The sequence below is a fragment of the Shinella sp. CPCC 101442 genome, from assembly GCF_024704725.1.
In the GTDB taxonomy this organism is placed as follows: Bacteria; Pseudomonadota; Alphaproteobacteria; order Rhizobiales; family Rhizobiaceae; genus Shinella.
Window position 1 is genome coordinate 153,574 of record NZ_JALIQS010000008.1, and the last position, 12,404, is coordinate 165,977.

Annotated in this window: 8 protein-coding genes and 3 pseudogenes; 10 read left to right on the forward strand and 1 reads right to left on the reverse strand. The window is 58.4% G+C overall.

Annotation, left to right across the window (positions count from 1 at the left end; all coding sequences use genetic code 11):
• Positions 1–68 precede the first annotated feature (68 nt).
• From MUO32_RS24220 to MUO32_RS24235, 4 genes and pseudogenes are all read left to right on the forward strand, one after another.
• Positions 69–1,175, forward strand: coding sequence for an efflux RND transporter periplasmic adaptor subunit (locus MUO32_RS24220; RefSeq protein ID WP_257950937.1), 1,107 nt, complete (start codon positions 69–71; stop codon positions 1,173–1,175).
• Positions 1,175–4,288 (forward strand): efflux RND transporter permease subunit, encoded by a 3,114-nt coding sequence (locus tag MUO32_RS24225; RefSeq protein ID WP_257950938.1) that lies wholly within the window; start codon positions 1,175–1,177, stop codon positions 4,286–4,288. The genes MUO32_RS24220 and MUO32_RS24225 overlap by 1 nt, the downstream gene beginning before the upstream one ends.
• A 5-nt stretch (positions 4,289–4,293) precedes the next feature.
• The gene (locus MUO32_RS24230) at positions 4,294–4,791 is read left to right on the forward strand and encodes a TetR/AcrR family transcriptional regulator (RefSeq protein ID WP_257950939.1); all 498 of its coding nucleotides are present in this window, start codon (positions 4,294–4,296) and stop codon (positions 4,789–4,791) included.
• Positions 4,713–5,677, forward strand: a pseudogene (locus tag MUO32_RS24235) (IS481 family transposase). The gene MUO32_RS24230 and the pseudogene MUO32_RS24235 overlap by 79 nt, the downstream one beginning before the upstream one ends.
• A 228-nt stretch (positions 5,678–5,905) precedes the next feature.
• On the opposite strand, the gene MUO32_RS24240 reads toward MUO32_RS24235, so the two are convergent.
• A complete protein-coding gene (locus MUO32_RS24240) occupies positions 5,906–7,138 on the reverse strand; it encodes a benzoate/H(+) symporter BenE family transporter (protein ID WP_257950940.1) in 1,233 nt (410 codons plus the stop codon).
• A 111-nt stretch (positions 7,139–7,249) separates the two neighbouring features.
• On the opposite strand from MUO32_RS24240, the gene MUO32_RS24245 reads away from it, so the two are divergent.
• The 6 genes and pseudogenes from MUO32_RS24245 (at position 7,250) to MUO32_RS24270 (ending at position 12,244) form a co-directional block, all read left to right on the forward strand.
• Positions 7,250–8,740, forward strand: a complete 1,491-nt coding sequence (locus MUO32_RS24245) for a PLP-dependent aminotransferase family protein (RefSeq protein WP_257950941.1) — start codon at positions 7,250–7,252, stop codon at positions 8,738–8,740.
• A gap of 155 nt (positions 8,741–8,895) precedes the next feature.
• Positions 8,896–9,069: pseudogene (gene glyA, locus MUO32_RS29345) on the forward strand (serine hydroxymethyltransferase); the annotation flags it as partial.
• 428 nt (positions 9,070–9,497) lie between these two features.
• Positions 9,498–10,604 carry a Fic family protein gene (locus MUO32_RS24255; protein WP_257950943.1) on the forward strand — a complete coding sequence of 369 codons (1,107 nt, stop codon included), beginning with the start codon at positions 9,498–9,500 and terminating at the stop codon, positions 10,602–10,604.
• 167 nt (positions 10,605–10,771) lie between these two features.
• The gene (locus MUO32_RS24260; RefSeq protein WP_257950944.1) at positions 10,772–11,080 is read left to right on the forward strand and encodes a type II toxin-antitoxin system RelB/DinJ family antitoxin; all 309 of its coding nucleotides are present in this window, start codon (positions 10,772–10,774) and stop codon (positions 11,078–11,080) included.
• A pseudogene (locus tag MUO32_RS24265) lies at positions 11,077–11,232 on the forward strand (type II toxin-antitoxin system RelE/ParE family toxin); the annotation flags it as partial. The gene MUO32_RS24260 and the pseudogene MUO32_RS24265, both read left to right, overlap by 4 nt.
• Positions 11,233–11,260: 28 nt before the next feature.
• On the forward strand, positions 11,261–12,244 hold the full coding sequence (locus tag MUO32_RS24270) for a 3'-5' exonuclease (protein WP_257950945.1): 984 nt from the start codon (positions 11,261–11,263) through the stop codon (positions 12,242–12,244).
• Positions 12,245–12,404: the final 160 nt, after the last annotated feature.

Consider the following 12,404-nt stretch of genomic DNA (forward strand, 5'->3'; position numbering starts at 1 on the left):
TCTATATCTGTTTTAGAGTTAGAGTGCAATCTAATTCGAAATCATTGATCGTCAACAAGGGTCAGCGCATGAAAACGAAACTTCTCCTCTCGGCTGCGGTGCTGGCCAGCGTTGGCATTGCGGCGGCCGCCTTCGTCCTGTGGCCTGCCGAAAAAGTCGCAGCAGCCTCTGATCCCCGCAACGCCGCTCCTCTTGTCAGCATCGCCACGGCAAAAGACCCCGACACGCTCTCACGAAGCTTCACCGGCACCATCGCGGCACGGGTTCAAAGCGACCTTGGCTTCCGCGTCCCTGGCAAAATCGTCGCGCGGCTGGTTAAGACGGGCGACGAGGTACGCGTCGGGCAGCCCTTGATGCGGATTGACCAGACGGATCTGCGTCTCGCGTTGATCGCCAAGCGCAACGCGGTCGTGGCCGCACAGGCAACATTCTTGCAAGCCCAGAATGACGAGAAGCGTTTTTCCGCTCTCGTCAAAGCGTTGGCTGCGTCCACCCAGCAATATGAGCGCTCAAAGGCAGCGCTCGATACTGCCAAGGCACAGCTTGCGGCGCTTCAGGCCGAAGCGGAAGTGGCCGAAAACGAGGCGCAGTATGCGCTCCTGCTGGCCGATGCCGATGGGACGATCGTCGAGACGCTCGGCGAACCCGGGCAGGTCGTGGCGGCAGGGCAGACGGTTGTAAGGCTTGCCAAGGCAGGCGCGCGCGAAGCCTTGGTGTCGATGCCGGAAAATCAAAGGCCCGCCGCGGGCGCGTCCGCCGTGGCTACGCTCTATGGGCAAGCCACGGAAGAAAGAGCGCTCCTTCGGCAGATGTCAGCTGCCGCCGATCCGCAGACACGCACTTATGAAACGCGTTGGGTGCTGGAGGGCGCGGCTGGAGGCGCCGCGTTGGGCGCGACGGTGACGATCCGCATCTCAAACAACGATGCGCAATCGCATGCCCAAGTGCCTGTCGGCGCACTTCTGGACGACGGGACCCGCACCGGCGTCTGGGTGATCGACACAAAAGCGTCGAGTGTCCACTTCCGTGACGTAAAAATCGAGCGGCTGGGTGAAGAAAACGCGATCGTCTCCGGCGTGAAGAGCGGTGAAGCGGTCGTCGCACTCGGGGCGCATCTTCTGACCAACGGCGCAACCGTCCGAATTTTGAACGGTAAAGCAGAGGGGGCGAACTAATGATGCTGAATCTCTCGGCCCTTGCCGTCCGCGAGCGAGCTGTCACCCTGTTCTTCATCGTGCTTCTGGCTGCGGCCGGTATCTACGCCTTCGTTAAGCTGGGGCGCGCCGAGGATCCATCGTTCACCATCAAGACCTTGACCGTCACAGCCGTCTGGCCGGGCGCCACCGCTCGCGAGATGCAGGATCTCGTCGCCGAACCGCTCGAGAAACGCATTCAGGAACTCACCTGGTATGACCGCGTCGAAACGATGACGCGTCCGGGTTACGCCTACCTGACCGTGACCCTCAAAGACAGCACGCCGCCAAGCGCCGTTGAAGAGGAATTCTATCAGGCACGAAAGAAGCTGGGGGACGAGACGCGGAACCTTCCGCCCGGTGTGTTCGGGCCATTCGTCAACGACGAATACTCTGATGTCAGTTTCGGTCTTTACGCCCTGAAAGCCAAGGGTATGCCGATGCGCGACCTCGTGCGCCAGGCGGAAACGATCCGCCAGGACCTGCTGCACGTTCCCGGTATCAAGAAGATCAACATTCTCGGCGAACGGCCGGAGCAGATTTTTGTCGAGTTCTCCTTTTCTAAACTCGCGACGCTCGGCATTTCCGCGCAAGACATTGCATCCGCGCTTCAGAAGCAGAACACCGTCACCCCGGCAGGCTCGATCGACACACGCGGACCTCAGGTCTTCATTCGTTTCGACGGCGCCTACGACAATATCCAATCGATCGCCGATACCCCGATTGTCGCCGGCGGCCGTACCCTCAGGCTGTCGGATTTCGCCGAAATTCGCCGCGGCTACCAGGATCCGGCAACGTACATCATTCGCCATGAGGGCGAGCCGGCAATCATGCTGGGTGCCGTCATGCAGCAGGGTTGGAATGGTCTCGAACTGGGCAAAGCTCTTGAGGCGCGTTCCGCCGAAATCGCACAGAAACTGCCGCTCGGCATGACACTTGCGAAAGTCAGCGATCAGGCCGTCAACATCGATGCAGCGGTCGGCGAGTTCATGCTCAAGTTTGCCATGGCGCTTGGCGTCGTGCTCTTCGTGAGCCTTGTCGCTCTGGGCTGGCGCGTCGGCATCGTCGTGGCGCTCGCCGTCCCGCTGACGCTCGCCGTCGTCTTTCTCATCATGCTCGAGACGGGACGGTTCTTCGATCGCATCACGCTCGGAGCGCTGATCCTGGCACTCGGCCTGCTGGTCGACGATGCCATTATCGCGATCGAAGTGATGGTGGTGAAGATGGAAGAAGGCATGGACCGCATAAAGGCTGCAGCCTATGCTTGGAGCCATACCGCAGCACCTATGCTTTCAGGCACTCTTGTGACGATCGTCGGCCTGATGCCGGTAGGCTTTGCCAAATCCGCTGCGGGCGAATACGCTGGAAACATCTTCTGGGTGGTCGGCTTTGCCTTGATCGTATCCTGGATCGTCGCGGTGATCTTCACGCCCTATCTCGGTGTGAAAATGCTCCCCGACATCAAACCGGTCAGCGGTGGTCATGCGGCCATCTACGGGACGCCCAACTACGAGCGGCTGCGTTCGGCTATCAAGTTCGCCGTGCGCCACAAATTCGTGACCTGCTCCGTTGTCGTCATCGTCATGGCCATCTCCGTCGTTGGAATGGGCGGTGTAAAACAGCAGTTCTTTCCGACATCGGACCGTCCCGAGGTTTTGGTCGAAGTGCGTCTGCCGGAAGGCACGAGCATCGAAACCACGACGGCCACCGTAGCCAAGGTCGAACGCTGGCTCCAGGAGCAGCCCGAAACTAAGATCGTCACTAGCTATATCGGACAAGGTGCGCCGCGCTTCTTCTTTGCCATGTCACCCGAACTGCCGGATCCGGCCTTCGCCAAGATCGTCGCACTCACGCCGGATGCCGAAGGGCGTGAAGCGCTCAAGCATCGCCTGCGCGCCGCCATATCCGATGGTCTTGCGCCTGAAGCCTTCGTCCGTGTCACACAACTCGTCTTCGGACCGTTTACACCGTTTCCCGTCGAGTTCCGTGTGATGGGACCTGATCCGGACAAGCTTTATCAGATCTCTGAAGAAGCCATGTCTATCATGAAGACGGTTCCGGATGTCCGCCAGGTCAATCGTGACTGGGGCAATCGTACTCCCGTGCTGCGTTTCGTCCCGGATCAAGAACGCCTCAACCTTATCGGGCTTTCTCCGGCCGAGGCCGCACAGCAGCTGCAGCTTCTGTTGACAGGGGTTCCGATTACGCAGGTTCGCGAGAACATTCGCAACGTGCCTGTGGTTGCTCGCAGCGCCGGAGAAAACCGCCTCGATCCTTCGAGGCTTGCTGATTTCTCTCTCATGAGCAGGGACGGAAGGGCAATTCCGCTCGACCAGATCGGCCACTCCGAAATTCGCTTTGAGGAGCCGATCATGAAGCGTCGTGATCGCACACCGGTCATCACCGTCCGGTCGGATATAAACGAAGCGACGCAGCCGCCTGAGGTCTCTCAAGCGGTGATGGAGGCCCTGCAGCCGCTGATCGCATCGCTGCCTTTCGGCTATCGCATCGAAATGGGCGGCAACATCGAAGAATCACTCAAGGCGAACGTTGCACTTGTCCAGGTGTTTCCGCTGATGATCGCCGCGATGCTGATTGTTATCATCCTTCAGGTGCGCAGCCTCTCTACAATGACCATGGTGATGCTCACGGCACCGCTCGGCCTCGCCGGTGTTGTGCCGGCTTTGCTCCTCTTCAATCAGCCATTCGGCTTCAATGCCATTCTCGGATTGATCGGACTTGCCGGTATCCTCATGCGCAACACCCTAATTCTGACCGAGCAGATCAAAGAAAACCAGGCGGCCGGTCTCGACGACTATCACGCAGTAATCGAAGCGACAGTTCAAAGGACAAGGCCCGTTATCCTGACCGCACTTGCAGCTGTCCTCGCCTTCATCCCGCTGACGCACTCGGTCTTCTGGGGGTCCATGGCCTACACGCTGATCGGCGGTACTGCCGTCGGCACGCTGATGATCCTGCTGTTCCTCCCTGCGCTCTATGCGGCCTGGTTCAGGATCAAGCCGACGGAAGACATAGCGCATCCGGTCCATGCGAACGACGAGCCGGAACTGCCACTGAAAATGGCGGCGGAGTGATGCCGATGATTTTGGATACAAGTTCCGCTGCAAGGTCTCTCCGAAGGGCGACTGATGAGCGGTTGCTGGAGACGGAAACGTCCGTCTCCGACCGGGAACGTATCGTGGATGTTGGCGAAAGGCTCATTCGCCATTTCGGTCATCGCAAGACGACGGTGGCCGACATCGCCTCGGATCTGCGAACAAGCCGAGCCAACCTCTACCGCTTCTTCCCGACGAAGGACGCAATCGATCAGGATGTGTGCGCTCGGGTGGTCGACAGGGCACTCGAAGCCGTGCGTGTGGTCGCGACCGGTGAGGAAACAGCAGTTGCCCGTCTCGCCACGTTGGTCGAACAACTGCACCGGCAAACAGTGGTACGGGCGAAGTGTTTGATCCCGGATTTTGATGGTGCAATGCTTTCGCCTGAATGGAGGGATGCGCTATGGGCCAGATTCACCACGGGAGCGCCACGACGACAGCGGCGGTCCGTCGAGCGATACAACATAGTCAAGAGAGTCTGAGGGCTCTGGCGCAGCGCTACGGGATCAACCAGAAGACTGTCGCGAAGTGGAAGAAGCGCACTTCGGTCGCCGATCTGCCGACCGGGCTAACTGAACCGAAGTCGACGGTTCTGTCGGCCGAAGATGAAGCAATCACCGTCGCCTTCCGACGCCATACGCTGCTACCGCTCGATGACTGCCTCTACGCTTTACAGGCGAGGATGGCGCATTTGACGCGCTCGTCTCTGCATCGATGCCTTCAGCGTCACGGCATCAGTCGATTGACGGAGATCGAGGGCGACAAAGAGCCGAAGAAAAGGTTCAAGTCCTACCCTATCGGCTTCTTCCATATCGACATTGCCGAGGTTCAGACCGCAGAGGGCAAGCTCTACCTGTTCGTGGCCATTGATCGGACAAGCAAATTCGCGTCGTGCAACTGGTGGAGAGCGCTAACAGGGTGACAGCTTCGGCTTTCCTCGTTGCCCTGATCGCCACCGTTCCCCACAAAATTCACACGATCCTGACCGACAACGGCATCCAGTTCCGCTTTCCACCGCGCTACGCCAATGGCCCGACAGCCCGCTACATCACGCATATGTTCGCCATGCGCTGCCGGGAGAACGGCATCGAGCACCGCTTCACCAAGATCAATCATCCCTGGACCAATGGGCAGGTGGAACGGATGAACCGGACCATGAAGGACGCCACCGTCAAACGCTATTACTACGACAGCCGCGAACAGCTCGAACGCCACCTCCAGGACTTTATCTCAGCCTACAATTTCGGCAGGCGTCTGAAGACCCTGAAGGGGCTCACCCTATACGAGTTCATCTGCAGACGCTGGACTTCAGAGCAGGAGCGATTCATCCTCGATCCAATCCACCAAATGCCGGGACTGAACACCTAGTGGAGACTTCGTTGCAATACGGGCTCGGTGATGGACGAGCCTGGCCCGCATATCGGTGTTCAGCGGCGCTGAACGTTCCTGCCCTCCAGCAAGACGAGCCTCCGGAATAAAGCCGCGCGGTTCGGTCTCGATCCGATAGAGTTCAACGCAGGACGGCGGCGCTGTTGCCGACCTGCCCATGCACGACCTGGCTCTGGATCGAGGTCGTCGTGGGCATTGTCCCGCCTGTCACTTCGCGGCTCCCTCGCTGACGGTCAGGTCGGTGCGCGCGCGGCGCGGCAGACGACCGTTGAGGACGAGATAGGCAACGAGGCCGATCAGCAGTCCCCAGAACGCCCCGCCGATGCCGAGCAGTTTGATGTTGGCGGCCGACGCGAGGAAGGTGATGAGCGCTGCCTCGCGGGAGGTTGAGTCGGCCATGGCTCCGGCAAGGCTGCCGCCGATGGTGCCAAGGAGCGCGAGACCGGCGAGCGTGGTGATGAAGGTCGCCGGAAACGCCATGAAGACGGCGGCCAGTGTCACGCCGAACACACCGACCAGGACATAGAAGCAACCTGCCGCGATGCCGGCGATCCAACGCTTCGACGGGTCCTCATGCGCTTCCTTGCCCGTGGCGATCGCGGCCGTGATCGCCGCGATGTTGAAGGCATGGGAGCCGAATGGGGCCATGATGAGCGAGCCGAGCCCCGTCACGGTCACGATGGGATTGGCGCTGGTCTTGAACCCATCGTTCCGCAGGACCAGCATTCCCGGCATATATTGGCCGGTCAGCGTTATCAGAAACAGCGGCAGAGCGACCGAGAGGAGCGCGTTCAGCGAGAATGCCGGCATTGTGAAGACCGGCGCTGCAAATTCCAGCTTCAGGCCGGACAGACCAACGCGACCTTCCGTCAGCAGGAAGGCCAGCCCGAGAACCAGAATGCCGACCACGGCGTACCGGGCGGAGAACCGTTTCAACGCGACGTAGGCGACGATCAGCGAGCCGACCAGGAACGGATCGACGCTCGCACCGCCGAAGGCCCCGATGCCGAATTGCAGCAGAATGCCAGCCAGCAAGCCCGAGGCAATACCTGGCGGGATAAGGCGGATGACCCTCTCGAAATAGCCGGAAAGCCCAAGCGCGACGAAAGCCGCCGCCGAGATCATGTAGGCGCCGACCGCCTCTGCATAGGGCGTCGTCGCAAACGCGGTGACCAGAAACGCCGCCGCCGGCGTTGACCATGCCGTAATGATTGGTTCGCGATAGCGCATGCTCAGGAATAGTCCCGTCAATCCTACGCCGATAGAAACTGACCAGACCCAGGATGCCGTGAGTTCCGGGCTTAGCCCTGCGATCTTCGCCGCCTGAAAGACCAGAATGAAAGTGCCGCCATAGTTGACGATGACGGAGATCAGGCCCGCGATAACTGGGTGTGGCAGATCGTTGAGGCGGATGGGTGAACGCGAGGAACGGGACGACATAATCCTGAGAAGTCTCCAGTAGATAGGGTGCGCGGCAAACAAGGCGCATTGACATTTAGCCAGTTAATGGCCTGATGAGCCCATCCACTTTCCTCATTAGGTCCAGACCATTTGTTCAAGCATTCCCAACTCGAATCCGTGAAAGCATGGGTTGTCCATCCGGCCCATGCGGCGATGCCGCTTCACGCACGGATTCAGCGCGCGATCCGCCAACTGATCGTCGACGGCGCACTCGGGCCGGGCAAGCCGCTGCCGGCCTCACGCGCGCTCGCCAAATCGCTGGGGGTGTCGCGCGATACGATCGAAGCTTCCTATGCCCAGCTTCACGCCGAAGGCTTCATCGACCGCCGGGTCGGCAGCGGCAGCTTCGTTTCGGAGATCACAGAGTTCACGCCCGGTCGCCGTCTGACCCCGCGGGACACGCTCTTGCGCAACCATCCCCCCAACCTCAGCAAGCGGGGAGCCGCCATTTCCCGCAGCGGCGGCGTTCGCGAGGTGCTTTCACCGCGGCCGTTCGCCCATGGCGTGCCGGAAACGCGCACGTTTCCGCTTCAGCTCTGGGAACGTCTGGAACGGCAGGTTCGCAAAGAGGTAGGCGCGCAGACTCTGCTTCATGGCGATCCGCAGGGAACCGAGCCGCTTCGCCGCGCCATTGCCGACTATGTGAACCTCGAACGCGGCGCACGCGCCACGGCTGACCGGGTATTGGTGCTGACCAGTTCGCAGCAGGCCATGTCGCTGTGCGCGAACATGCTGCTCGATCCCGGGGATCGGATATTCATAGAAGATCCGGCCTATTATGGTGCGCGCAAGGCTTTCGATGCGGCGGGTCTGGACTGCGTTCCGATTCGTGTCGACCGACAGGGGCTCATCATCGAGCAGATCATGGCTGAGCCGCACATGGCTAAGGCGGTCTTCCTGACACCCTCCCATCAGTTCCCGACCGGCTCGACGCTGGCGCTGGATCGCCGCCTGGCGCTGATCGAATGGGCCGCACGGAATCGGGCGTGGATCATCGAAGACGACTATGACAGTGAATTCCATTACACAGGCAAGCCAATGGCCTGCGTGCAAGGTCTCGATCCGCACGACCGAACAATCTACATCGGCACCTTCAGCAAATCGCTCTTTCCGGGTTTGCGGATTGGCTACGTCGTGCTGCCGCCCCAACTCGTGAAGCCGATGACCGTTGCGCGCACGTTGCTGGATGGCCATACGGCCCCCATGGCGCAGCTGACGCTGGCCCGCTTCATGGAAGGCGGACATTTCGGCGCGTATGTTCGTGCCATGCGCGGCATCTATGCGCAGCGGCTTGACGTGCTGGTTTGTCTCGTCCGCAAGCATCTATCGAATTTTGTCGAGCCGCATGTTCCTGTTGGCGGGCTGCAAATGGCCTGTGTGTTGACCTGTGATCTCTCAGAGCGCATTACCATCGAAGCGGCACGACGGGTTGGGGTCGAGCTTCTCGGCTTGTCGGCGCTGCACGCTGCCGGCGATGCGAAGGCCGGCTTCCTGATGGGCTTTGCCCCCTACACACCTCTCGAAATCGAGGCGGCGGTCAAGAAGCTGGCGAATGCGCTTCGGGCAGTGATCAAACCATAAACTGGCCCGGTTCTGCTGCCGGCCCAATGGTCTGGCTGGCTTGTTAAAAGTGGAAGGGAACAGCAGATCAAGCGCATGATAGGGGCTGACGGACAATGCCGCGCGAAACCTGCGTGGAGAAGAACCAAGCGTTCAGCATTTGAGGGAGATCAGCAATGGGCATATCGAGAGCACCGCACGTGGTTCAAACGATCGAAAACTTAGGCGTAAGCGCAGTCGGTTTGTTGGTCGCCGATGATGCCGTTGCCGTTGCGATCGCCAATGAGAAGGCCCGCCAGTGCGATTCCATCGAAATGATCGTCTCGGAGAACTTCGTGAGCCAGGCGGTTCGATCTCATCGAAATCGGCCTCGCGGCGCGAGACTATCTGATGGGCAATCGGTTCACGGTGGCGGACGGGTCAGTTCTCAGTGGCAATCAACAATCAAGCTGACCAGGTAAGGTCGTATATTCTCTAGTACCCGCCTGGATGCGATGGGAGCGATGCGTAGCTCGCAGAATTCAGATATCTTTCGCTGGAAATGACGTGATGAAATGTCGTTTTTGGTCATGCTCATTCCGTTTCTCTCGGCGCCAATGCCGAGGGCGAGCGGGAATATGAGGCGAGCTTTAACAAAATATGTTCAAGGTAGGTTGGCGGTCTTTTGATCGCTGCTGCTTAGACCAAAAGATACAGATGGGGTGCTGAGCGATAGATGGACTTGCAATAGCTCATTTATGGCAATATCCATGAGCTATAGAAAGGCTGGCTATAGCTCATGAAATGGAACTGGCAGAATGCCGACTGGCCAAATTTCAGGTACGACGCTGTAAGTCTGGTACCGTTGGAGCAAAAATTCCTGCAGTCCGCCGGCGAGGTCATTGGTGCCGTTCGGCATTTCAACGAGGATGACAGCAACCAACTTCGCATTGAGTTGCTAAGCGACGAAGCGGTTAAGACCTCAGAGATCGAGGGTGAGTTTCTGGACCGCGTAAGTGTCCAGTCATCACTCCGCCGGCAGTTCGGGCTCGACGCCGATGATAGACAGGTTCGTCCCCAAGAGCGGGGGATCGCCGAGATGATGGCGGATGTCTATCGAAACTGGCAGGTGTCGCTGCAGCATGAGGGATTGTTCCACTGGCACTCAATGTTGATGGCCGGAAATCGATACATTGAAACGATTGGTGCTTACCGCAAGCATGAAGACGCCATGCAGATCGTGTCAGGTCGATTGGATAAGCCCACAATCCATTTCGAGGCTCCTCCGTCTCGTCAGGCTGCCATTGAGATGGAGACCTTCATCACATGGTTCAATCAATCCAGGCCAAGTGGACAGACGCCACTTCAAGCTTTGACGCGTGCAGCGGTAGGCCATCTTTACTTTGAAAGCATCCATCCGTTCGAGGATGGCAACGGTCGAATTGGGCGCGCGCTCGCCGAAAAATCCCTGGCACAAAACATTGGGCAACCAAGCCTCATTTCCCTCGCCTTTACGATCGAGAAGAGCCGGAAGTCCTACTATTCCGAGCTTGAGCGGCACCAACGCACGCTTGATATCACCGATTGGGTTATTTTCTTTTCAGAGACGATCCTGGATGCTCAACGCGCAACGCTTGAGCGCATAGATTTCTTCGTTCAGAAAGCAAAATTCTACGACCGTTTTAGAGATCGCCTGAACGAGCGGCAGGAAAAGGTGGTCGCGCGCATCTTCAAGGAAGGTACAGCAGGCTTCAAGGGCGGCCTAAGTGCAGAAAACTACATCTCGATCACAAACACATCACGCGCAACAGCGACACGCGATCTGCAGCAGCTCGTGGAGATTGGTGTCCTCATGCGTACGGGTGAACGTCGGCATACCCGTTACTCGCTGTCGTTGCAGAAATAAATCTGCTGCCAAAGCCATGAATTTCACTAACGTCATTATTTAGGTGAACGGCTGTTCGATTCCTCTCAAGAGCTTAATAATCACATGGCGGCGCGAAAATGGTTTGAGTTTCACTCTGGAGTTCGTCATGCAATTGCATTACTATATCCTTAGATGTGGAGATAGCTATGGCTGCAAACGCTCTTGTCCAAACACGCATTGATTCCGACGTTCGGGATCGTGCCTCCGCCGTGCTTGAGAGCATGGGACTTACGGTATCTGATGCGGTCCGTATTCTGCTTACCCGTACAGCCAACGAGGGTGCGCTGCCACTTGAACTCCTTTCGGGAAGCGAAGCGCACGATGCTTGGTTTCGCGCGAGAGTGCTCGAAGCGCTGAACGATACTCTACCAGATGTGTCCGATGAAGAAGTCGATTCGCATTTTGCGCAACGTCGAGCAGCGGCGCGCCGCAAATCTGGTGCATCCAAATCGTGAAGCTCACTTGGTCTGCGTTTGCATTATCGGATCGCGACGGCATTTTCACATATATCGAGGCGGTTAACCCTTCAGCCGCCATCTTGATTGACGAACGGATCGTGGGCGCCACTCGTCGCCTGATCGATTTTCCCGCGAGCGGGCGCGTTGGGAACCGGCGGCAGGATGATGACAGCAAGAATGGCAGAACAATTCGATATGTTTTCGGAAGAGGTTTCGCGCGACCGGGTGGTCAAGCGTGACATTTCCAAACACGCCAAGCCGGAACAACCTACCGTCTCCATGAGTGAAGAGGAGATGGTCCAGCATCTTTCACTGACGGGCCGCTACCGCATCCTCACGAAACTTGCGCCGCGGACGATTGCGCCATTCCCGCGTCCGGAATACCCGCTCAAGGGCGTCATTCTCGATACCGAGACCACCGGCCTTAATGCTCGCGAGGATGAGATCATCGAGATTGGCGTGATCGCTTTCACCTTCGATGGGACAGGAAGCATCGGTGACGTGACCGGCATCTATGGTGGACTGCAACAGCCGAGCGTTTCCATTCCCTCCGAAATCACCAGGCTCACCGGGATCACTGACGACATGGTCGCCGGGCAAACGATCGACATGGCGGCGCTAGAAGCGCTGATTGAACCGGCTGATCTGCTGATTGCCCACAATGCCGGTTTCGACCGGCCATTCTGCGAGGCGTTTTCTAATCTGTTCTCGGGTAAGGCCTGGGCTTGCTCCAACTCCGAGATCGCCTGGGCTTCCCGCGGATATGAAGGCACCAAGCTTGGATATTTGATCGGGCAAGCGGGATATTTTCATGAGGGTCATCGTGCGGTCGATGATTGTTTCGCTCTCTTGGAAGTTCTCGCCCGGCAAGATGATGGATCTTCGTTCTCCGCTTTTGCCGAACTCTATGAAGCAAGCCAGAGGTCGCGTGTCCGGATTTTTGCCGAGAACAGCCCCTTCGATATGAAGGACCACCTGAAGACGCGAGGCTATCGCTGGTCCAACGGCAGCGACGGCCGTCCCAAATCCTGGTGGATCGAGGTTGGGGAAGAAGCGCTCGATGATGAACTCCGCTATCTCAGGGTCGAAATCTACCGCTATCCAGACGCTGATCCACCCATCAAACGCCTCACCGCTTTCGACCGGTTCAGAGCCTTATAGCCCCCTTATCTCATCTCTGATTGGACCTATGCTTTGAGCGCATGGCCGACCTGAGGCCTTTTATCTTATCGATGAGCGTCCAAGAGCCTATATTCCAATCATCGAAACGACGTTGGAACCGAAGCAAGGTTGCTGGCGTCAAGAGACCTCACGAAAGGGG